Genomic DNA, 22,788 nt, shown 5'->3' on the forward strand with positions numbered 1-22,788 from the left:
TGAGCCCATGTAACACAAACGGGCTACCGCTTCGAGCGAACGGGAGAGATCAGCTTCCGGACGCCAGATTCAATATACAAGTAACCAAAGAAAGCAGCTTCCGATACGCCCGCGGTCACACGCAATTTGGGTAGTTCTCTCGTCCACGGCGGCACTCGCCTAAAGAGTGCCCTCATAGGCCCCATCCGGCTTGGCTCGCGCACGGTCTGCCGCCCGAATGCGTCGAGCGCGCTGGTTCAGCACGAAAGGGCTTCGGCACAGCGCTACGCGCTGCCGCCGGGTATGCAAGGGAAACCAAAGGGCGGCGATTGCAGTGAGATGGAGACGTTAGCAGAGAAGCACATGCACTCCCGATTGACCCATCGGCCGCGAAGCGGGCCGGAGCTATTTGGTGCTGAACCCGTTTGGCGTGTGGTGCGATGAGACAGACCGTGCGCGAGCCAAGTCCGATGGGGCCTATGAGGGCACTCTTTAGGCAGCCCACGAAGGACGAGAGGACTACCCAAATTGCGTGTGACCGCGGGCGTATCAGTAGCTGCTTTCTTTGCTTACTTTCTTTGCAGCAGCAAAGAAAGTGAGTGCCGCCCCGCACAGGGGCAGTGCTAATAGACCGACACGAAATCAGGCTTCCACACAAACGCAAGCGAACAGAACCGAACCGAAACAAGGAGCAAACAAAGAGATGAAGAAGATCATCAACAACCCTGAAGCCTTCGTCGATGAAATCATCGAATCCCTGCTGATAGCGCATCCAAAATGGATCAAACCCGCGACAGAAGACAAACGCGCACTCGTCCGCGCTGACGCCCCGACGCAAGGCCGCGTAGGCATCGTCACCGGCGGTGGCTCGGGCCACATGCCCGGCTTCCTCGGCTACGTAGGCGAGGGCCTATGCGCCGGCGTGGCAGTCGGTAACGTCTTCTCCTCGCCATCATCGGAACAGATATTCGAAGCGACGAAAGCAGTCAACGGCGATGCAGGCGTGCTCTACGTCTACGGCAACTACGGCGGCGACGTGCTCAACTTCGATCTCGCCGCGGACCTCGCGGAAGCCGAAGGCATCGACATCAAAACGGTCGTGCTGACCGACGATGTCGCCTCCGCACCGAAAGACCGCGCCGCCGACCGACGCGGCGTCGCCGGCATGGTCTTCGCATTCAAATGCGCTGGCGCCGCAGCAGAACGCGGCGATTCGCTCGACGACGTCGCGCGCATCTGCGCCAAGGCCAACGCGAATTGCCGCACGATGGGCGTCGGCCTCTCGCCGACCATCCTGCCCGCCGCAGGCAAACCGACGTTCACGCTGCCCGAAGGCGAGATGGAAATCGGCATCGGCATACACGGCGAACCCGGCACGCATCGCGGCAAGCTCGAATCCGCCGATGCCATCGCCGAGCGCATCACGAAGCAGATCGTCGGCGATCTCGGCGCGCCGAAAGGCTCGCGCGTCGCGTTGCTCGTCAACGGCCTCGGCGCGACGCCGCTCGAAGAGCTCTATCTGCTGTACCGGCATTCGGCGAAACTCATCGCCGATGAAGGGCTGAAAATCGCGCGCTCGTATGTCGGCGAATACGTGACGAGTCTCGAGATGGCGGGCGCATCGATCACGATCATGCTGCTCGACGACGAACTCGAGGCGCTGCTCGAAGCGCCCGCGCGTTCGCCGTTCTTCCGCGACGGCACCGAATCCTGAAAGGAGCGTGCAATGAGTGTGACGAGCAAGGAACTGCGGGACATCCTCACGCGCGCGCTGAACGCGCTTCCCGCACACGCCGATGAACTGCGCGATCTCGACGCGGCGCTCGGCGATGGCGATCTCGGCATCACGGTGCAGGCGGGATCGACGGCAGTCGTGAAAGCGTTGAACGCATTGCCCGACGAGGCGTCGTTGAACGACATCATGCTGGCCGCGGCCAAGGCATTCTCGACGGCGAATCCGTCGACGTTCGCGGCGCTCGTCGGCGGCGGATTGATCGCAGCGGCGAAGACGGTGAAGGACAAGGACGCGATCGGCCGCGACGATGCCCTTGCGATCGGTCAGGCGGTGGCGGCGCGCATCATCGAACGCGGCAAGAGTCAGGTCGGCGACAAGACCGTGCTCGATGCGCTCGTGCCGAGTCTCGATGTGCTGGCCGCATCGCAAGGCAGCGCGACGGACACGCTCGATGCCATGATCGCCAAGGCACGCGAGCAGGTCAGCGCGACTGCCACGATGCAGTCGAAGAAGGGCCGCGCGGCATGGGTGCAGGAGCGCAGCATCGGGCATGCGGATGCCGGTGCGACGGCTTATGTCAGGTTTCTAGAGGCGTTGAGAGATGCGGTCGGGGGATGAATGCCAACGCCTTCACGCTCGCTTCCTCTGCACCACGACCTCACGCTCGCGCTTGCCCGCCGGCACCACCTTCAACTTCTTGCGCGTAAGAGCGAGCGCTTCGGCCTTCGTTGCGACGCACGGCCCTGAGCCGAGCAAAGGCTGACGCGCCGTCTCGCGCAACGCGAGCACGGACACCACGCCAATCACGGATGCCGCCATCAGGTAATACGCGGGCATCATCAGATTGCCGGTCGCATCGACGAGCGACGCCGTGACGAGCGGCGTCGTGCCGCCGAAGAGCGACACGGATACGTTGAAACCGATGGCGAGCGCGCCATAACGAATGCGCGTCGGAAAGAGCGCGGGCAGCGATGAAGGCATCACGCCGGTGAAGGTCGATAGCAGCGCGCCGAGTATCAGCAAGCCGAGAAACACCGGGAGCATCGCGCCCGTTTGAACGAGCAGCAACGCGGGAATCGACAGCGCGAAAAGCCCGATGCAGCCGATCATCATCACCGGCTTGCGGCCGATGAGATCGGAGAGATGGCCCGCGAAGAGCGTCATCGGGATCATCAGCATCATCACGAGCAACACGAGAAACAGGCCGTGCGTTTCATCGAAGTGCAGCGTCGCCGAAAGAAAGCTCGGCAGATAAGACAGCGCCATATAGTCGGTAACGTTGAAGATCAGCACGAGGCCGACGCATTGCATCATCGGCTTGAATTGCCGCGACAGCAGTTCGGCCAACGATTGTTTCGGACGCGACCGTTCATGCGCCTCCCGTGTCTCGGCTTCCTTCTTGAACGCGGGCGTCTCTTCGAGCTTCATGCGGATATACAAGCCGACCAGCCCGAGCGGACCCGCGATCATGAACGGCACGCGCCATCCCCATGAAAGCAGCGCGTCGTGCGGGAGCAGGGCGGTCAGCAACGCGACCGTGCCCGCGCCGAGGATATAGCCCGCGAGCGTGCCGACCTCCAGAAAGCTGCCATAGAAGCCGCGCCGCGCATCGGTCGAGAACTCAGCGATGAACGTCGCCGCGCCGCCGTATTCGCCGCCCGTCGAGAAGCCTTGCACGAGACGCGCGACGAGCAGGAGAACGGGCGCGAGAATGCCGATCGAGTGATAGCTCGGAATCAGGCCGATGCAGAACGTGCCGACGGCCATCATGATCATCGTCATTGCGAGCACGCGCTGGCGGCCGATCCTGTCGCCGAGCGGCCCGAAGACCATCCCGCCGACAGGACGCACGAGAAACGCAGCGGCGAACGTGCCGAAGGTCGCGATCAACTGCGCGGACGGACTGCTCGACGGAAAAAATACTTTCCCCAGCACGACGGCGATATAGCTATACACGCCAAAGTCGAACCATTCCATGGCGTTGCCGAGCGCCATCGCGCCGACGGCACGTTTCAGCAAGGCATGGTCGACTACCGTGATATCGCCCAGCGTGAGATGCGGCGACGTTTTGCTTCGGGCGTTGCGCTCGTGCGAGAGGCTCAATTGTCTCACTCCTGATTTCGCGGCGAACGCGAGGGACTGCGTTGCGTTCGCGCGGAAGGCCGCCGATGGGGCGCGGGGCCCTCGGCACGATGAATGATCAGAGTGTGCGGGTCGCGGCGCGTGCATGCCTTCGCTCACGCGTCCTTGAATCGGCAGAAAACGACACTCGCATCATTGCAATGTCGGATTGCATCGCACACGCGACGCGCAAGCGTTGGCCTCGGTCCGACAGGAGCGCCTTGACGCGATCATCGCTCAACGCGCCAATCCCTTTACGCGCAACGCTCACAGCGATTCAGCGCGTCATTGGCACGAGCCATGCGTTTGATGAAGCGGGCGCGATGCCGCCGGCACGATGATTTCATTCCGGGAACCGTGTCGACGGATCGCGCCTCTTTTTATCGACGGATTCACGGGGTTGCCATGAAAGCGAAGACCATCGCCGTTCTTCTCGCCGCGAGCGCGGCGTCGTCGGCCGTGCCTGCGTTCGCGCACGATTGCGGCGCGGCGAACATGCAGTGCGAAAGCGCGGTGAAGCATGTATCGCACAAGGAGAACAGCGCGCGGGCGGTTCATGGGATGCGCGCGAAGAGCACCGGACACGAAATGCCCGACGCTGCCAAGACGCCGCCAATCGAACACGAGCAGCACGACAGCATCGATGCGTGGTATCGCGGCGGCTGATCGCTCAATCGAACGTGATGCCGTCGAAACGATGTCCGCCGAGCGGGCTGATCAGATAGCCATGCACGCGTTTCGATATCGGCTGGAAGATGTTGGCGTGCGCGAGCGGCGTGTACGGCACCCGATCCTTGAACACCACTTGCGCTTCTTCATAGAGCTTCGTGCGCGCGTTCTGATCGGTGACGAGACGCGCTTTCGCGAGCAGATCGTCGAACTGCCTGTTGCACCACTTCGCCATGTTGCTGCCGTGAACCGCGTCGCAACCGAGCGTCGTGCCGAGCCAGTTGTCTGGATCGCCGTTGTCGCCGAGCCAGCCGTAAAGAATCGCGTCGTGCTCGCCGTTCGTCTTCGCGCGCTTGTTGTACTCGGCCCATTCGTAAGTGACGATGTTCGCCTTCACGCCGATCTTCGCCCAGTCCGATTGAATCAGTTGCGCCATCAGACGCGCGTTCGGGTTATAGCCGCGCTGCACCGGCATCGCCCATAGCGTGATCGTGAAGCCGTTTGGAAAGCCCGCTTCCTTCAGCAGTTCCTTCGCCTTCGCGGGGTCGCGCGGTGCGTCCTTCAGCGCCTTGTTATACGACCATTGCGACGGCGGCATCGGATTCGTCGCGATGGTCGCTGCGCCTTCGTAGACCGTCTTGATGATCGCCTGCTTGTCGATCGCCATGTCGAGCGCGCGGCGCACGTTCACGTTATCGAGCGGCTTGTGCGTCGTGTTGTAGCCCACATACGCGACGTTGAAGCCGACGCCCGACAGCACCGTGAGCTTCGGATCCTGCTTCGCTGCGGCAATGTCGGCGGGACGCGGAAACGACGTCACCTGGCATTCTCCGCTCGATAGCTTCTGCTGACGCACGGCGGCATCGGGCGTGATCGAGAAAACCAGCTTGTCGATATGCACGTCCTTGCGGTTCCAGTAAGTCGGATTGGCGTCGTAGCGGATCGTCGCGTCCTTCTGATAGTCGCGGAACACGAACGCGCCCGTGCCCACTGGCTTCTGATTGAGGTCTTCCGGCTTGCCCTGCTTCAGCAGTTGCGCGGCATATTCCGCCGATACGATCGATGCGAACTCCATCGCGATGTTGCGCACGAACACGACATCAGGCGTCTTCAACGTGAAGCGCACGGTGTAGTCGTCGAGCTTGTCGACGGATGCAATGTTCTTGTCGTAGCCGAGATCGGTCAGATACGGGAAGCTGACGGGATGCGCCTTCTGAAACGGCTCGTTCGGATCGATCATGCGCTTGAACGTGAATACGACATCGTCCGCGTCGAAGTCGCGCGTCGGCTTGAACCAGGCGGTCGACTGAAACTTCACGCCGCGCCGAAGATGAAACGTGAAGGTCTTCGCATCCGCGGACTCATCCCACTTCTCGGCGAGACCCGGCACGAGATCGAGCGTGCCGCGCTTGAATTCGACGAGCTGATCGTAGACCGCATGCGCGCCCGCATCGAAGTCGGTGCTCGTCGTGTATTGCGCGGAATCGAAACCGGCGGGGCTGCCTTCGGAACAGAACACGAGCGTCTTGTTCGCCGCCGATGCGGCTTGCGACGTCAATGCGAATGCGGCAAAGAGGGAAACGGCAAGGAGTCGATGCGTCAGAACCATTTTTCTTGTTTGCTCGGAAGAGTGGGCAAGCCGCCTCGCGGCGGGCGTGAGCCATACTCTACCAAGCAAACGTTTTTCGAGCTTGCTACATCGAGCGCAACGCGAAGCGCTTGAGCTTGCCCGTCTCGGTGCGCGGCAACGCCGTTAGAAACGTCACGATGCGCGGATACTTGTAAGGCGCGACAGTGCGCTTGACGAACGCCTGCAATTCAGCGATGAGCGCATCGTCGCCGGTGAAACCGGGATTGAGCACGACGAACGCCTTTACCACTTGCCCGCGCGTTTCATCGGGCACGCCGATCACGCCGCATTCCGCCACCGCTTCATGCTGCATCAGCACGCTTTCCACTTCCGGCCCGGAGATGTTGTAGCCCGCCGATACGATCATGTCGTCGGCGCGCGCCTGATAGAACACGTAACCGTCATCATCGATCACGACGGAATCGCCGGGCAAGTTCCAGCCGTCGCGCACGAATTTCGACTGACGTTCATCGGCGAGATAGCGGCAACCCGTCGGGCCGCGCACCGCGAGCTTGCCGATGGTTCCGGGCGGCACCGGCTGCATCGCATCGTCGACGGCCTGCACGATATAGCCCGGCACCGCGCGTCCGATCGCGTGCTCGCGCACGTCCGCACCCGCCGACGAAACGAAGATATGGATCATCTCCGTGCCGCCGATGCCGTCGATCATTTCGATGCCGCTCGCTTCGCGCCATGACGCGCGCGTGGAATCGGGCAACGCTTCGCCCGCCGACACGGTCTTCTTCAGGCTCGACACATCGAAGCCTTCGATGAGCGGCGCCATCTGCCGATAGAACGTCGGCGCAGTGAACATGATCGTCGCGCGAAAGCGCTGCACGGTTTGCAGGAGCGTTTCGGGCGTGAGCTTTTCGAGCAGGATCGTCGACGCGCCCACGCGCAATGGAAAGCACAGCAGGCCGCCGAGGCCGAACGTGAACGCGAGCGGCGGCGTGCCGCAGAACACATCGTCGGCCGTGGGCTTCAGGATGTGTCGCGGGAACAGATCGCACATCGCAAGGACGTCGCGATGAAAGTGCATGCAGCCTTTCGGCGCGCCGGTCGTGCCGCTCGTGAATGCGATGAGGCACACGTCGTCGGCGGCGGTGTCGCAGGCATCGAAATGATCGGGCTTGCTTCGAGCCAGCGATTCGAGCGACGCGGGTGCATCGTCGTGAAACGTCAGCACTTGCGCGAGCGCTTCGCAATGGAAGTCGTCGCCCTTCGTCGTGCAGCGCTGCAGTTCTTCCATGAGACGCACATCGCATAGCGCCGCCGATATCCGCGCCTTCTCGATGATCTGCTTCAGTTCTTTCGCGCGCAGCAGCGGCATCGTCGGCACGACGACGAGACCGGCCTTCAGCGCCGCGAAGAACGCGACGGCCATCTGCAAGGTATTCGGCCCGCGCAACAACACGCGATTGCCCGGACGCAAACCCATTTCATCGACGAGCACATGCGCGCTGCGATTCACGAGCGTGCGCAACTCGCGATACGTCGTTGCGTGCGGCTCGCCGTTCGCATCGGACCAGATTGCCGTGCGATCGCCATGTCCGCTTTCGATCGCGCGATCCAGCAATTCGGTCGCGCAATTCACGCGCGCCGGATAAGCGACGTCCGCATTGTCGAGCATGAGCACCGGCCATTGTTCCTGCGGCGGCAAATGATCGCGCGCGAAAGTATCGATGTGTGCCGAGCGTTCCATCGTGTCCTCCGCTTAGTCGGGGATAACAGCCGTGGCTTCGATCTCCACCAGCGCATCGTCTTCGATGAGCGCGACGACTTGCACCGCACTCATCGCGATGTCGTAATCGCCGATCAGCTCGCGGAATGCCGCGCCGATTTCCTTCGCCGCCGCGAGATACGCGCGCTTGTCGGTCACGTACCACGTCATGCGAACGAGATGCTCCGGCTTGCCGCCCGCTTCGCGCAGCACGGCCACGATATTGCGCAGCGCCTGCGCGGCCTGAGCGCCGAATGCGTTGCTGACGAAGCGCGCCTCTTCGTCCCAGCCGATCTGCCCCGCGATGAACACCTGCGTGCCGCGCACCGCGACGCCGTTCGCGTAACCGCGCGGCTTGATCCAGTCCGAAGGCTGAAGGGTCTTTTTCATGAGCGTGATTCCTCTTGAAGTGCGCGGCTCGTGCCCGGCGCGAACCGTTCGATCGCGAGGGCGATGTCGCCGGGAATGGCGATCGAGCGGCCATCGTCGAGCGATGTCGTCACGAGGACCTGCTTCGCGCGAAAGCGCACTTCGCCGTCGCAATGACAGACGATGTCGATGCGGATCGAGCGCTGTCCGACGGAATCGACCGCGAGCGACAGCGTCACCGTTTCGCCCATGCGGCTCGGTCGCGAGAACTCGCAATTGAGCTTGACGATGGGAAGTCCGACGCGGCGCCGCGAGATCATGTGCGCGTAGTCGATGCCGAGCGCATCGTCGAACCAGTCTTCGACGAGCATGTTCGTCATCACCAGGTATTGCGGAAAGTACACGATGCCCGCCGGATCGCAGTGCGCGAAGCGGATTCGCATCGGCATGTCGAAGCGTTGTGTCATCGTTGCTGTGCTCCGTGCGCCTTGAGCAAGTCGCGTCCGACGATCAACTGCTGCACTTCCGTCGCGCCTTCATAGATGCGCAGCGCGCGTATCTCGCGATACAGCGATTCGACCGCCGTACCGCTCTTCACGCCGAGGCCGCCCCACAACTGCACGGCTGCATCGATGACCTGTTGCGCGCCTTCGCTCGCGTGCCATTTCGCCATCGCGGCTTCGCGCGTCACGCTCTCGCCCTGATCGCGCAGCCACGCGGCGCGATACACGAGTAGCGCGCTCGTGTCGATGGTCAACGCCATCTGCGCGAGCTTCGCCTGCGTGAGCTGAAAGTCGCCGAGCGTCTGGCCGAACATCTTGCGCGATGCGGCGCGTTCGAGCCCTTCCTGCATCGCGTGACGCGCGAAGCCGAGCGATGCCGCCGCCACCGACGTGCGGAAGATATCGAGCGTGCGCATCGCGATCTTGAAGCCTTCGCCCGCGGCGCCCAGCATCTGACTGCGCGGCACGCGCGCGTTCTCGAAGTGCAGGCGCGCGAGCGGATGCGGCGCGATCACGTCGATGCGTTCGGCGATCTGCAAGCCGGGCGTATCCGCATCGACGATGAACGCGCTGATGCCGCGCGAGCCCGGCGCTTCGCCTGTGCGCGCGAACACGACATGGAAGTCCGCGATGCCGCCGTTCGATATCCACGTCTTGTCGCCGTTCAGCACGTAGGCGTCGCCATCGGCGCGCGCATCGAGCGACATCGCCGCGACATCCGATCCCGCTTCCGGTTCCGACAACGCGAACGCCGCCAATGCAGTGCCGTTCGCGACGCGCGGTAAATAGCGCTCTTTCTGCGCATCGGTGCCGGCGAGCGATATGGCGCCCGAGCCGAGCCCTTGCATCGCGAAGGCGAAGTCCGCGAGGCCGTCGTGTTTCGCGAGCGTTTCGCGCAGCAGGCACACGGCGCGCGTGTCGATCGTATCGTTCGATGCGCCGTATCGGGTGCCGCCGATGCAATGCCTGAGCCATCCCGCATCGCCGAGCATGCGCACGAGGCGCTTGCAGGCCGCGTCGGTATCGGCGTGATCGACATGCTTCAGATGCTCGTTCGCCCATGCATCGGCATCGCGTGCGAGTTCGCGATGTCTCTCATCGAAGAAGGGCCATGCGAGCGCGCTGTGTGGATCGGCGTTCATTCAGTCTCCTTCGAACACGGGACGCGTCTTCCCCGCGAACGCGCGATAGGCGCGCTCGAAATCGCGCGTGCTCATGCAGATGGCTTGCGCCTGCGCTTCCGATTCGATCGCTTGGTCGATGCTCATGCTCCATTCCTGATGCAGCATCTTCTTCGTGATGCCGTGCGCGAAGGTCGGCCCGGCGACGAGTTCGGACGCGAGCTTCGCGGCTTCGCCGAGCAAGGTTTCGGGTGCGCAAAGGCGGTTGTAGAAGCCCCAGTGATAGCCTTCTTCGCCGCTTGCCGAGCGGCCCGTGAAGAGCAATTCGGCAGCGCGTCCCTGACCGATGATGCGCGGCAGAATCGAACAGGCGCCCATGTCGCAGCCCGCGAGACCGACGCGCGCAAAGAGAAATGCGAGCTTGCTGCGCGCGGTGCCGAGACGCATGTCGGACGCCATCGCGAGGATCGCGCCCGCGCCCGCGCAGACGCCATCGACGGCGGCTATGATCGGCTGCGGGCAATGACGCATCGCCTTGACGAGATCGCCCGTCATGCGTGTGAAGAGCAATAGCTCGGGCATCGGTAGATCGATCAGCGGTGCGATGATTTCATGCACGTCGCCGCCGGAGCAGAAGTTGTCGCCCGCGCCGTGGATCACGACGGCTTTCACATCGGTCGCATAGGCGAGTTGCCGAAACAGATCGCGCAACTCCGCATACGATTCGAACGTCAGCGGGTTCTTGCGTTCGGGCCGGTTCAGCATGATCGTCGCGACATCGTTCGTGACGGACCATCCGAAGTGCGTCGCGCGATAGTCCGCGAGCGTTACGCGATTGCCGGCGAGAAGCGCATCGGCGCTCGATGAGCTCATCTGTGTCTCCTTAGTCCTTCAGCGTCTTCAGCAGATGCTGCTTCAGCTTGCCGAGCCGCTGATGCGTCTGCGATTTTTCGTTCAGTTCGAGACCGCCGAACATTTCGACGACCCATTGCTCATGCGCGGTCGCCATCTTGTCGAACGCGGCGCGGCCTTGCGGCGTGAGACGCACGCTCGTCGAACGGCGATCGTTCGGATCGGCATAACGCGATACCAGTCCTTCTTTTTCGAGCTGATCCGTGATGCCCGTCACATTGCCGCCGGTGACCATCATGCGGCGCGATAGCTCGGTCATCTTCAGGCCCTCGGGATGACGTTCGAGTTGCGCCATCAGGTCGAAGCGCGGCAAGGTCGTGTCGAACTCGGTGCGCAGGCGCTTGCGCAGTTCGGCTTGCACGAGGTTCGTCGTGGTCAGCATGCGCAGCCATAAGCGCAGTCCCATGTGGCTGTCGGCGCCGGTGCTCATCTCGAGATCGACGACGTTGTCCGCCGGTTTCTCCACGCCCTTGCGCGGCGCTTTCTGCTCGGTTGCGGCGTTCGTCTTCTTGTTGCCTGCGATGTTGCTCACGTTACTTCTCCACCTGATACGGATATCGACTGGCCGTTCATCGCATCGGAACGGGGCGCGCACAGCCATAGCACGGCGTTGGCGACTTCTTCCGGCTGCACGAAACGGCGTTGCGGGTTGTTGCGCACGAGCGCATCGCGTGCGTGCTGTTCGCTGCGCGCGGTCTTCGACATGATCTGATCGAGCGATGCGCGCAGCAGCTCGGTTTCGGTATAACCGGGGCATACCGCGTTGACGGTTATGCCCTTCGTCGCGACTTCGAGAGCGAGCGCGCGCGTGAGACCGATGACGCCATGCTTCGCCGCGCAATACGCCGCGACATACGCATAACCGATTTGTCCCGCCGTGCTCGCGACATTCACGATGCGGCCAAAGCCACGCTCCAGCATCGACGGCAACACGGCGCGCGTGCAGAAGAACACGCCGGTGAGATTGACGTCGATCATGCGTTGCCACAGTGCCGCATCGGTTTGCGTGAAAGGCGCGGCTTGCGCGTGGCCTGCGTTGTTCACGAGGATATCGGCCGGACCGGCGCGCGAGAAGGCTTCGGCGACGGCGGCTTCATTCGTCACATCGACGCATATGCACGCGACGTCGGCGTAATCGCGCATCGCGTCGCGTTGCGCTTCGAGGCGCGCGAGATCGCGGCCCATCAGCGTGATGCGTGCGCCGGCATGCGCGAGCGCCTCTGCGCACGATGCGCCGATGCCGCTGCCACCGCCTGTCACGACCGCGTGTTTGTCGGCGAGAGTCGTCATGATCAGACCGTTCCTTCAGCGCGTTGCGCGCGTTCTTGCGGCGTGAGGCGCGCATTGTCGGCGGCCAGTGCGCGCTCGCGTTCGAGATTGCGTTCCAGTTGCGATTTGGCGGCCGCGTACTGCTTCGGCCACGCGATATCGAAGTAGCCGATCTTCGCGGCCTCGTTCAATGTCCACGATGGATTCGCGAGATGCGGGCGCGCCACCGCGCACAAGTCCGCACGTCCCGCGGCGATGATGCTGTTCACGTGATCCGCTTCCGAGATCGCGCCGACCGCGATGGTCGCGATACCCGCTTCATTGCGTATGCGATCCGCGAACGGCGTCTGGAACATGCGCCCGAACACAGGCTTCTCCTGCTTGCTGACTTGCCCTGAAGAGACGTCGATCATGTCCGCGCCGGCGGCCTTGAATGCGCGCGCGATCTCGACGGCGTCGTCGGGCGTCGTCCCGCCATCGACCCAATCGTGCGCGGAAATGCGAACGGACATCGGCTTGTCTTGCGGCCAGACAGCGCGCATCGCCTTGAATACTTCGAGCGGATAACGCAGGCGATTTTCGAGCGAGCCGCCGTATTCGTCAGTGCGATGATTCGTCAGCGGCGAGAGAAAGCTCGACAGAAAGTAGCCATGCGCGCAGTGCAGTTCGAGCCAGTCGAAGCCTGCAAGCGCGGCCATTTCCGTGGCGCGCACGAACTGCGTTTCGATCTCGCGCAATTCGTCGTGCGATGCCTCGCGCGACCATTGGCTCACGCCTTGCAGATACTGTTGCGGCGATGCGGAAACCAGCGGCCAGTTGCCATCGGGAAGCGGCTGATCGATGCCTTCCCAGCTCACGCGCGTCGATGCCTTCGCGCCCGCATGGCCGAGCTGCATGCCGATCTTCGCATCCGATTGCGCATGCACGAAATCGACGATGCGCTTCCACGCCGCGAGATGCTCCGGCGCATACATGCCCGGACATCCCGGCGTGATGCGCGCTTCGGGCGACACGCAGGTCATCTCGGTCATCACGAGCGCGGCGCCGCCCATCGCGCGCGCGCCGAGATGCATCAGGTGATAGTCGCCCGCGATGCCATCGACGGCGGAATACTGCGCCATCGGCGAAACGACCACGCGATTCTTCAGCGTGACGCCGCGCAATGTGAACGGCGTGAACATCGGCGGAACGGATCGTTGCCGCGCGTTGCGCTCGATGCCCGCACGCGCGGCGAGCCAGTCTTCGAATGAGGCGAGATATCCTGCATCGCGCTCGCGCAGGTTTTCATGCGAAATGCGCTGCGAGCGCGTGAGCAACGAGTATGCAAACTGCTCGGGCTCGAACGACGCGTATCGATCCACATGCTCGAACCACTCCGTCGAATTGCGCGCGGCATTCTGAATGCGCAATACATCGACGCTGCGTACTTGCGTGTAATGCGCGAGCGCGCCGTCGAGATCGCCGTTCTTCATCGCGAACGCAGTGTCGATGCTGTTCGCGAGTTCGATCGCATCTTCGAGTGCGAGCTTCGTCCCCGATCCGATCGAAAAATGCGCGGTATGCGCGGCATCGCCCATCAACACGACGGGCGTCCGTTTGCCGTTCGCGGATTCGCGCCAATGCACCCATTCGCGATTGACGACGCGCGGAAAGCGGATCCATTGCGCCGATCCGCGCAAGTGCGTGGCGTTCGAGATCAGCGCGTGGCCGTCGAGATGCTTCGCAAAAAGCTTTTCGCAGAACGCGATGCCGTCTTCCTTGCTCATGTCGGCGAGGCCGGCCGCACGCCATACGCGTTCGGGCGCCTCGACGATGAACGTCGACGTGTCTTCATCGAAGCGATAAGCATGCGCCTGAAACCAGCCCCATTCCGTTTTTTCGAACGCGAACGTGAATGCGTCGAAGCACTTGTGCGTGCCGAGCCACACGAAGCGGCAATCGCGCATGTCGATATCGGGCTGATACGTCGACGCGTATTTCTGCCGGATCGCGCTGTTCAATCCGTCGCTCGCGATGATGAGATCGGCGTCGTAGTCCTCGTCGTTCATGACTTGCGTTTCGAAGACGAGCTTCACGCCGAGGTCTTCGCAACGCGCTTGCAGGATATTCAGCAGACGTTTGCGGCCGATGCCGCAGAAGCCGTGACCCGACGAGCGCACGGTGCGCCCGCCGATGTGGACGTCGATGTCGTCCCAGTGATTGAAGGCGTCGAGAATGGCATCGGCGCTTGGCGGGTCCGCCGCGCGCAGGTTGCCGAGCGTCTGGTCGGAGAACACGACGCCCCAGCCGAACGTGTCGTAAGGACGGTTGCGTTCGACGACGGTGATGTCGTAAGCGGGATGGCGGCGCTTCATCAAAAGCGCGAAATACAGGCCCGCCGGACCTCCGCCGATGCAGACGATACGCATGCTTGCTCTCCGACTCGTGTCTTTCCTCGCGATAATTTAGGTTTGGATAATTTAGATGTCAAGTAAAAAGACGACGGAGCGCACCGCGCGTCCGTTCTTTTCCCCGCTAGTCTTCGCGGATTTCCCGTGCGCAACGCTGCAAGCGGATGAATGCCCGATATCGCGCGTCGTGAAGGCGCGCGAGATCGCCCGTTGCCGGCGCGTAGGTTTTTTCGACGCGCGCCATGCCGCTCATCGCCGATCGAACGTCGCCGAACAGACCGCCCGCCACCGCGCCGAGCATCGCGGCGCCGAGCAGCACCGGCTCATCGACCTGCGTGGCCAGCACCGGCTTGCCGGTCGCATCGGCGAGCAGCTGCCGGACGAGATCGAGCCGGCCCGCGCCGCCGCTGATCATCACGCGCTCGATCGGCGCGCCGGCGTCCGCCTGCGCTTCGATGATCTGCCGCAGACCATAAGCGATGCTGCACACGCCGGCGACATACAGCGCGACCAGATTGTCGAGGCCGGCTTCCATGCCGAGACCGGCGATGACCGCGCGCGCGTGCGGATCGGCGAAGGGCGCGCGGTTGCCGAGAAACTCCGGGACGACGTGCAGGCCATCGGCGAGCTTCACCGCGTCCGACAGGCTGCCGGAGCCCTGAGCCGCCAAGCCGGCGAGCATGCCCGGCAGCGATTCGCCGCGCTCTTTCGCGCCAAGCGTGGCTTCGGCGGCGGCGGGATGCATCGCGAGCAGGCGCTCGATCGCCGCGCCGGCGACCGATTGACCGCCTTCGTTGAGCCACGCCTGCGGCACCATCGCCGAGAAGTACGGGCCCCAGACGCCGGGCACGAAGACCGGCTCGGCGGTCGTCGTCATCGTGCATGACGACGTGCCGAACACATAGGCGAGGCACGACTCCGGATCGCCCTGTGCGCCCACGGTGCCGATGCCGCCCGCATGGGCATCGATCACGCCCGCGCCGACCGGTGTGCCCGCGATCAGCCCGAGTTCCGCGGCGGCGCGTTCGGTCAGCCCGTTGCCGAGCCGCGTGCCCGGTTCGACCACCTGCTGGCCGATGCGCGCGAAGCCCTCGTCCGCCAGCGCGCCGAGACCGATGGTCCGGAAGTAGCTCTCGTCCCAGCGCCGTTCATGCGCGAGATAGGTCCACTTGCAGGTCACGGTGCAGACCGACCGCGACGTATCGCCGGTCGCGCGCCATGTCAGGAAGTCGGTGAGATCGAAGAATTGCCATGCGGCGTCGAAGACGCGCGGACGGTTTTCCAGAAGCCACAACAGCTTCGGCGTCTCCATTTCCGGTGAGATCCTGCCGCCGACGTATTTCAGCACCGCGTGGCCGGTCGCGTTGATGCGCTCCGCCTGCCCGATCGCGCGATGATCCATCCAGACGACGATGTCGCGTTCCGCCTGCTCCGACGGTCCCACGGGCAGCGGTTTGCCGCCATCGCCGAGCACGACGAGCGAGCAGGTCGCATCGAAGCTGACGCCCGCGACGGACTCCGGCGCGATTGCCGCCTGCGCGAGCGCCGCTTTTACGGCGTGGCAGACGGCGCTCCAGATTTCCCCGCTCGATTGCTCGACGATGCCGCCGCTTTCGTGAAACAGCGTGATGTCCTTTTTCGCCGATGCGGCCATGTTGCCGGCGGTATCGAAAATTCCGGCGCGTGCGCTGCCGGTGCCGACGTCGACGCCAACGACGTAGCGTTCGCCGGCGCTGCGGTTGCTTGCGTTCATCTCTCTGTCCGTGGTTCGGGATAGGGGCGTCGCAGATCGACGCTGTTCGGCAAACCTGCCGCCGAGTAGTATGCCCGAACCCCGAATTCCGAAGACGGCAACGCGAGGCGCTCGTCTAAAGCCGCTACTTGATGAAGCTGAGTTCCTTGCTGATCTTTTCGAGGATCGGCTTCTTTCTCTCGTTGAAGACCGCCTTGTTTTCCTGGATGAGATTGTTGCCCTTGGTATCGATCGAGATGATCAGCGGGCCGAACTCCTTCACGCGGTTGATCCACAAGGTTTCGGGCATGCCGAGATCCTGCCATTCGGCGCCTTCGATTTCCTCGACGAGCGTCGCCGCGAGCACCGCGCATCCGCCCGGGAAGATCGCATGAACCGCCTTGTGCTCCATGCAGCCCGCGGCCGTTTCCGGTCCCATGCCGCCTTTGCCGACGATCAGCTTCACGCCGGTCTGCTCGATGAACTCGCGCTCGAATTTCTCCATGCGCATGCTCGTCGTCGGTCCGATGGACACCATCTCGAACGCGCCGTCGTCCTTCTTGCGCACGATCGGGCCCGCATGAAAGATCGCGCCGCCGTTGAGATCGACGGGCAGCTCGCGCCCTTGCTCGATCAATCGACGATGCGCGACATCGCGGCACGTCACCAGGCGCCCCGTCAGATAGACGACGTCGCCGACCTTCAGATCCTCGAGGTCTTCGCTTTTGATGGGGGTTGTCAGAACCTTCTTCACAGTACGACTCCTTCATGCGAGAGCACTTCGTAGGACATGTCTGCGTTGATGCGGATCTTGCCGCGGCGATGCGCCCAGCATCCGGTGTTGATGGCCACCCCGATGGTCGACGGATGCCGCGCCGACGATTCGATGTTGACGCCCATCACGCTATTGTTTCCGGTGAGCCCCTGAGGGCCGATGCCGACTTCGTTGAGCCCTTGTTCGAGCAACTCTTCCATCAGCGCGGCGCGCGGATTCGCGCTCTTCGAATCGACCGGACGAAGGATCGCCAGCTTCGACAGTCGCGCGGCAGTCTCGACCGAAGTGGATACGCCGACGCCGACGAGCAGCGGCGGGCACGCATTCACGCCGCGCTCGGTGATGACGTCCATCACGAATTCGGCGACGCCTTCATAGCCTTGCCCCGGCATCAGAACCTTCGCCGCGCCGGGAAGCGTGCAGCCGCCGCCCGCCATGTAGACGTCGATCGTGCAGCTGTCCTTCTCCGGCACGATGCGCCAGTCGAGCCACGGAATCTGCGTGCCGGTGTTCGTGCCCGTGTTCTTCTCGTCGAACGTTTCGACGGCGTTGTGACGCAAAGGCCCGAGCTTCGTCGCGCCGGCGGTGGCTTCCTGAAGGATTTCCTCGAGCTCGCCGAGCAGCGGAAAATTCGCGCCCGCCTCGACGAAATACTGGATCACGCCCGTGTCCTGACAGCTCGGACGGTTCAGCTTGTCGGCGGCGTCCTGGTTGCTGTCCATCGAATCGTAAATCGACTTGGCGAGCGGATTGGTTTCCATCGTGCGCAATTCCGCGAGCTTCGCCTTGACATCCTTCGGCAGGCGCTTGCCGATATAGGCGGTGAACTTCGCCATGGTGTCCGTGACGGACTGAATGGCCGCTTCCTTTTCCATCTTGATTCCTCTACGACGTGTTGAGTTGGGGGACGCGCGCGTGCTTTTTCAGTGTGCGGCGGCGTTGCTGGTCGATACCGAAGGCTTCTGCGAGCGGGCGAGAAGCAAGGTCAGCACGGCGGACATCACGAGAAGACCGGCGACGAAATAGAGGCCGCCCGCATAGCTGCCCGTCGATTCCTTGAGCCAGCCGATGACGACCGGACCGGCGAAGCCGCCCAGATTGCCGATCGAGTTGATCGTCGCGATGCCGGTGGCGGCCGCCGCGCCGGAGAGAAACATCGTCGGCATGGTCCAGAGCGGCGGCTTCGCGCAACTGATGCCGATGTTCACCAGCGTCAGCGAGGCGATCAGACCGACGACGCTATTGGCCATCGCCGCCACGATCAGGCCGACCGCCGCCGCGACGCACGCCAGCACGACGTGCCAGGTTCGCTCGCCGGTGCGATCCGAATGGCGCGACCACAGCACCATCGCGATGACGGACACGATCGGCGGAATCGCGTTGAGCAGGCCGACGGTCATCGACGACACGCCCAGTTGCTTGATGATCTGCGGCGCCCAGATGCCGAGCGTGTACAGCCCCGCCGACGTGCCGAAGTAAATCAGCGACAGCGCGATTACGCGGGGATTCGCAAGGCCGCTGATGATGCCGTGCTTCGCCGTGGTCGCGCGGCTGGCGGTTTCGGCGTTCATGACATCGACCAGCCAGTTGCGCTCGTCGTCCTTCAGCCATTTGGCCTTCTCGGGCTTGTCGGTCATGTAGAAGAAGACGACCACGCCGAGAATGAGCGCCGGCACGGCTTCGAGGATGAAGAGCCATTGCCATCCGTGCAGTCCCATTACGCCGTCCATTTCGAGCAGCGCGGCGGACAGCGGCGAGCCGAGCGCGGTGGAAAGCGGCGCGGCGGCCATGAAGAACGCGACGACGCCAGCGCGATGCCGCGCGGGAAACCAGTAGCTGAGATACAGGATGATGCCGGGGAAGAAGCCCGCTTCGGCCGCGCCCAGCAGGAAGCGGATGATGTAGAAGCTCGTCGGCCCGGTGACGAACGCCATCGCCGCCGAGATGATCGCCCACGTCACCATGACCCGCGCAATCCAGATGCGCGCGCCGACCTTGTGCAGCACGATGTTCGACGGCACTTCGAACAGGAAATAGCCCCAGAAGAAGATGCCCGCGCCGAAGCCGAGAATCGACGCGGTGAAGCCGAGGTCGGTCTTCATCGTGAGCGCCGCGAAGCCGATATTCACCCGGTCGATATACGCGATGAAGTACAGCAGCATGATGAACGGCACGATGCGCCAGCTGACCTTGCGCAGAGTGCGCTTCTCGATGTCCATTTCCATGGAACGTCTCCTGATTCCGATTGATAGGGTTCGAAACCGTCTGGTGCGGTTTTGATGCCGTCTTCGAACGTCGGCTCGAAGCGGGTCGCCCTTTACGTGAGCTGACGCCTAGGTTAAAACCGTTGGAATCGCGTATGAATCGACTTAAACTTAATTCATCATTGCAAAAAAATCACGAATGGGCACCGACTCGGAACTGGGATTCTTCTGCCTGCTGGTGAAGCAAGGCAGTCTGGCCGCGACCGCGCGAGAGCTGAATCTGACGCCGCCGGCGGTCTCGCGGCGGCTCTCTTCGCTGGAAGACCGGCTCGGCGTGCGCCTGCTCAACCGCACGACGCGGCGCATCAGCCTGACGAGCGAAGGCGAGGTGTATTTCGCGAACGCCCAGCGAATACTGAGCGACATCGACGACATGGAGCGGACGGTCTCCAGCAGCCGGGCCGCGCCGAAAGGACTGTTGCGCGTCAATGCGCCGTTGGGATTCGGGCGGTCGTATATCGGTCCGGCGATCTCGGAATTCAGCGAGGCGTTTCCCGATGTCGAAGTGCAACTGCATCTGACCGATCGGCCGATCAGCCTGCCGGACGAGAGCATCGACGTGTCCGTGCGCTTCGGCGAGATGCCGGATTCACGGCTGATCGCGAAGAAGATCGCGTCGAATCGGCGGCTTCTGGTGTCGTCGCCGGGATATTTGCGTGTGGCCGGGGAGCCGGCGCATCCGCATGATCTGACTTCGCATCAATGCATCGTGCTGCGTCAGAACGAGGCCGCCTATGGCAACTGGCGTCTGACGCGCAGCGGGCGCACGGAGACCGTGAAAGTGCACGGCAAGCTCAGCACCAACGACGGCGAAGTGGCGCTGAACTGGGCGCTGGAAGGGCGCGGCATTCTCATGCGCGCGGAATGGGACGTCGCGAAGTATCTGCGCAGCGGAAGGCTGGTTCAGGTGTTGAGCGAATACGACACGCCGCCCGCCGATATCTACGCGGTCTATCCCGAACGGCTGAATCTGTCGCCGAAGGTCGCGGTTTTCGTCGATCATCTGCGTCACTATCTCGGCCAGCACGCCGACGGCCCGTCGCCCGCCGGCTCGCCGTGGTAGCGGCGCTTCACGCGTCGCCCTTCAGCTCCTGCGCGATGAAGTCGACGAACGTGCGAATGCGGTTCGACATCTGATGCCGCTGCGAGTAGACCGCGAAGATATCGGCGTTGGGCGTTTCGTGGTCGGGCAGCACGCGCACGAGCGAACCATCGGCCAGATACGGCTTCAAATCCCATTCGGCGCGCATCAGGATGCCGTGGCCTTCGAGCGCCCATTTCACGGCTATTTCGCCGTCGTTCGTCGTGAGCGTGCCGTCGATCCGCACCGCTTCCGTCTTGCGCGACGCGCCGCGTCCGGACGTGAGCCGCCACACGCCGTAGGCTTCGTCGCCCTGACGAATGCCGATGCAGTTATGCCGCGTCAGATCGTGCGGGACGAGCGGCATGCCGTGCGCCTCGATATACGACGGCGCGGCGCACAACAGCCGCCGGTTTCCCGCGAGACGCCGCGCGATCACGCGCGTATCGGGCGGTTCGCCGAACCGGATGCAGACGTCGAACTTGTCGTCGGTGAGCGGCGGCGGCGTGACCGACAACTGCAACTGCACCGACACTTGCGGATACATCCTGCTGAAACGCGAAATCAGCGGCGCGACGTGACTGCGCCCGAAACCGAGCGTCGCGTTCACGCGCAGCAGACCTTTCGGGCTTTGCTTGGCGGCGCCGAGCAGTTCGGAGAGTTCGTCGATCTCGTCGAGAATCCGGCGCGCGTGTTCCAGATACAGCTCGCCTTCCGGCGTGAGCATCATCCGCCGCGTCGTGCGATTGACGAGCGCCACGCCGGCGCGCGCTTCCATCTGCGAAAGACGCTTGCTGACGGCCGCCGCCGTGAGGCCGAGCTCGCGCGCGGCCGCGCTCAGACTGCCTGCCGCCGACAGCGTGGAGAAGAAGCTCAGATCGGCGGGCTGGACGGCATCGGGCATCGGTTCATTCGTAACTTCAGGTTAAAGATGCTTTGAGTCTAGCACCGGTTTTGGAGCCGGAATGCGGTTAAAGTTCGCCCATACCCGACAACATCGAAGGACGGAGACATGAAGACCTATCGCATTGCAACGATTCCCGGCGACGGCATCGGCAAGGAAGTGGTTCCGGCGGGCCAGCAAGTGCTCGAAGCGCTCGCCAAGTCCACGCAGGCATTCGCTTTCGAATTCGAGAATTTCGACTGGGGCGCGGACTATTACCGTCAGCATGGCGTGATGATGCCCGCGAACGGACTCGATGCGATCCGGGACAAGGACGCCATTCTCTTCGGCTCGGCGGGCGATCCGGACGTGCCCGATCACATCACGCTGTGGGGCCTGCGTCTCAAGATTTGCCAGGGATTCGACCAGTACGCGAACGTGCGTCCGACGCGCATCCTGCCGGGCATCGACGCGCCGCTGAAGCGCTGCAAGCCCGAAGACCTGAACTGGGTGATCGTGCGCGAAAACTCGGAAGGCGAATATTCCGGCGTGGGCGGGCGCGTGCATCAAGGTCATCCGATCGAAGCCGCGACCGATGTGTCGATCATGACGCGCGCGGGCGTCGAGCGCATTCTGCGGTTCGCGTTCCGCCTCGCGCAGTCGCGTCCGCGCAAGCTGCTGACCGTCATCACGAAGAGCAACGCGCAACGTCACGCAATGGTCATGTGGGACGAGATCGCGAACGAAGTCGCCGCCGAATTCCCCGATGTCAAATGGGACAAGGAACTCGTCGACGCCGCCACCGCGCGCATGGTCAATCGTCCGCAGACGCTCGATACGATCGTCGCCACCAATCTTCATGCCGACATTCTCAGCGATCTCGCCGCCGCGCTCGCGGGCAGTCTCGGCATCGCGCCGACGGGCAACATCGATCCGGAGCGCCGCTATCCGTCGATGTTCGAACCGATTCACGGCTCCGCGTTCGACATCATGGGCAAGGGCCTGGCGAATCCCGTCGGCACGTTCTGGTCGGTCGTGATGCTGCTCGAACATCTCGGCGAGTTCGACGCGGCCAAACGCGTCATGCAGGCGATCGAAGCCGTGACATCCGACAAGTCGCTGCACACCGGCGATCTCGGCGGCACCGCGACGACGGCGCAAGTGACGGCCGCCGTCTGCGCGCTGGTCGACAAGCAGGCGGCTAACGCGGCCTGAATCGGTTGCCCGATGACGTTCCGCGAGCGCGTCTATTTCTCCGCGCCGATGGTCGTCACGGGCTGCCATTTCATCGACTTGACCTGATACAGCGTCGATGTCGGGTTGTTCAGATCGCCGAACTTGTCGAACGAGATATTTCCGGTGATGCCGTTGTACTGGATCGTGCGCAGCGTCTCGATGATCGCGGCGGGCTTCACGGAATTTGCTTTCTTCATCGCGGTGATGGCGAGCCACGCGCAGTCATACGCGAACGGCGCGTAGGTGAGCGTCTCCGCGCCGAAGCGCTTCTTGAATTTCGCGGCGAATGCGCGGCCTTCGGGCAATGAATCGACGGGCCGGCCGTATTCCCACGCCATCGCGCCTTCAGCCGCGTTTCCCGCCGAATTGATGAACACACTGTCGGCAATCCCGCCGCTG

21 protein-coding genes are annotated in these 22,788 nt (G+C 63.2%); 5 read left to right on the forward strand and 16 right to left on the reverse strand.

Features of this window, described 5'->3' with window-relative positions; all coding sequences use genetic code 11:
• Positions 1-682 precede the first annotated feature (682 nt).
• Complete coding sequence (locus QCE49_RS20155; protein ID WP_250458530.1) at positions 683-1,693, forward strand: dihydroxyacetone kinase subunit DhaK; 1,011 nt, start codon at positions 683-685, stop codon at positions 1,691-1,693.
• A gap of 12 nt (positions 1,694-1,705) precedes the next feature.
• Positions 1,706-2,332 carry a DAK2 domain-containing protein gene (locus QCE49_RS20160; RefSeq protein WP_250441282.1) on the forward strand — a complete coding sequence of 209 codons (627 nt, stop codon included), beginning with the start codon at positions 1,706-1,708 and terminating at the stop codon, positions 2,330-2,332.
• Between the two features lie 12 nt (positions 2,333-2,344).
• On the opposite strand, the gene proP is transcribed toward QCE49_RS20160, so the two are convergent.
• Complete coding sequence (gene proP, locus QCE49_RS20165; protein ID WP_250458532.1) at positions 2,345-3,817, reverse strand: glycine betaine/L-proline transporter ProP; 1,473 nt, start codon at positions 3,815-3,817, stop codon at positions 2,345-2,347.
• 423 nt (positions 3,818-4,240) lie between these two features.
• Between proP and QCE49_RS20170 the strand changes: the two genes are divergently transcribed.
• Positions 4,241-4,501 carry a hypothetical protein gene (locus QCE49_RS20170; protein WP_008347475.1) on the forward strand — a complete coding sequence of 87 codons (261 nt, stop codon included), beginning with the start codon at positions 4,241-4,243 and terminating at the stop codon, positions 4,499-4,501.
• Positions 4,502-4,505: 4 nt separating this feature from the next.
• On the opposite strand, the gene QCE49_RS20175 is transcribed toward QCE49_RS20170, so the two are convergent.
• From QCE49_RS20175 to QCE49_RS20235, 13 genes are all read right to left on the reverse strand, one after another.
• A complete protein-coding gene (locus tag QCE49_RS20175) occupies positions 4,506-6,113 on the reverse strand; it encodes an ABC transporter substrate-binding protein (RefSeq protein ID WP_250458534.1) in 1,608 nt (535 codons plus the stop codon).
• Between the two features lie 85 nt (positions 6,114-6,198).
• The gene (locus QCE49_RS20180) at positions 6,199-7,836 is read right to left on the reverse strand and encodes an AMP-binding protein (protein ID WP_250458536.1); all 1,638 of its coding nucleotides are present in this window, start codon (positions 7,834-7,836) and stop codon (positions 6,199-6,201) included.
• A gap of 12 nt (positions 7,837-7,848) precedes the next feature.
• Positions 7,849-8,244 (reverse strand): RidA family protein, encoded by a 396-nt coding sequence (locus QCE49_RS20185; protein ID WP_008347482.1) that lies wholly within the window; start codon positions 8,242-8,244, stop codon positions 7,849-7,851.
• On the reverse strand, positions 8,241-8,690 hold the full coding sequence (locus QCE49_RS20190) for a thioesterase family protein (protein ID WP_008347484.1): 450 nt from the start codon (positions 8,688-8,690) through the stop codon (positions 8,241-8,243). The genes QCE49_RS20185 and QCE49_RS20190 overlap by 4 nt, the downstream gene beginning before the upstream one ends.
• Positions 8,687-9,868, reverse strand: a complete 1,182-nt coding sequence (locus QCE49_RS20195; RefSeq protein WP_250458546.1) for an acyl-CoA dehydrogenase family protein — start codon at positions 9,866-9,868, stop codon at positions 8,687-8,689. The genes QCE49_RS20190 and QCE49_RS20195 overlap by 4 nt, the downstream gene beginning before the upstream one ends.
• Positions 9,869-10,720, reverse strand: coding sequence for an enoyl-CoA hydratase family protein (locus QCE49_RS20200; RefSeq protein WP_250458548.1), 852 nt, complete (start codon positions 10,718-10,720; stop codon positions 9,869-9,871).
• Between the two features lie 10 nt (positions 10,721-10,730).
• On the reverse strand, positions 10,731-11,291 hold the full coding sequence (locus QCE49_RS20205) for a MarR family winged helix-turn-helix transcriptional regulator (protein WP_008347489.1): 561 nt from the start codon (positions 11,289-11,291) through the stop codon (positions 10,731-10,733).
• A complete protein-coding gene (locus QCE49_RS20210) occupies positions 11,288-12,049 on the reverse strand; it encodes an SDR family NAD(P)-dependent oxidoreductase (RefSeq protein ID WP_250458550.1) in 762 nt (253 codons plus the stop codon). Before QCE49_RS20210 ends, QCE49_RS20205 begins: the two co-directional genes overlap by 4 nt.
• Positions 12,050-12,051: 2 nt before the next feature.
• Entirely contained in the window at positions 12,052-14,436 is a 2,385-nt protein-coding gene (locus QCE49_RS20215) for a bifunctional salicylyl-CoA 5-hydroxylase/oxidoreductase (protein ID WP_250458565.1), read from the reverse strand.
• A gap of 106 nt (positions 14,437-14,542) precedes the next feature.
• Positions 14,543-16,171, reverse strand: a complete 1,629-nt coding sequence (locus QCE49_RS20220) for an FGGY-family carbohydrate kinase (protein ID WP_250458567.1) — start codon at positions 16,169-16,171, stop codon at positions 14,543-14,545.
• Positions 16,172-16,295: 124 nt separating this feature from the next.
• Complete coding sequence (gene ttdB, locus QCE49_RS20225; protein WP_175980506.1) at positions 16,296-16,904, reverse strand: L(+)-tartrate dehydratase subunit beta; 609 nt, start codon at positions 16,902-16,904, stop codon at positions 16,296-16,298.
• Positions 16,901-17,800 (reverse strand): L(+)-tartrate dehydratase subunit alpha, encoded by a 900-nt coding sequence (ttdA, locus tag QCE49_RS20230; RefSeq protein WP_008347498.1) that lies wholly within the window; start codon positions 17,798-17,800, stop codon positions 16,901-16,903. The genes ttdB and ttdA overlap by 4 nt, the downstream gene beginning before the upstream one ends.
• 48 nt (positions 17,801-17,848) lie before the next feature.
• A complete protein-coding gene (locus QCE49_RS20235; protein ID WP_008347500.1) occupies positions 17,849-19,150 on the reverse strand; it encodes an MFS transporter in 1,302 nt (433 codons plus the stop codon).
• Positions 19,151-19,328: 178 nt separating this feature from the next.
• Here QCE49_RS20235 and QCE49_RS20240 point away from each other — a divergent pair, with 178 nt between their 5' ends.
• Entirely contained in the window at positions 19,329-20,252 is a 924-nt protein-coding gene (locus QCE49_RS20240; RefSeq protein ID WP_008347501.1) for a LysR family transcriptional regulator, read from the forward strand.
• Positions 20,253-20,259: 7 nt separating this feature from the next.
• Here QCE49_RS20240 and QCE49_RS20245 read toward each other — a convergent pair whose 3' ends face one another.
• Positions 20,260-21,174: a LysR substrate-binding domain-containing protein gene (locus QCE49_RS20245; protein ID WP_008347503.1), complete on the reverse strand. Its 915-nt coding sequence runs from the start codon at positions 21,172-21,174 to the stop codon at positions 20,260-20,262.
• Between the two features lie 108 nt (positions 21,175-21,282).
• On the opposite strand from QCE49_RS20245, the gene QCE49_RS20250 reads away from it, so the two are divergent.
• The gene (locus QCE49_RS20250; protein ID WP_250437106.1) at positions 21,283-22,368 is read left to right on the forward strand and encodes a tartrate dehydrogenase; all 1,086 of its coding nucleotides are present in this window, start codon (positions 21,283-21,285) and stop codon (positions 22,366-22,368) included.
• Positions 22,369-22,400: 32 nt separating this feature from the next.
• Here the strand turns inward: QCE49_RS20250 and QCE49_RS20255 are convergent.
• Positions 22,401-22,788: ABC transporter substrate-binding protein (locus QCE49_RS20255; protein WP_309806357.1), on the reverse strand; the 388-nt coding region annotated here is incomplete at its 5' end.

Origin of the sequence: Caballeronia sp. LZ008, assembly GCF_031451435.1 — a bacterium.
Lineage (GTDB): Bacteria > Pseudomonadota > Gammaproteobacteria > Burkholderiales > Burkholderiaceae > Caballeronia > Caballeronia zhejiangensis.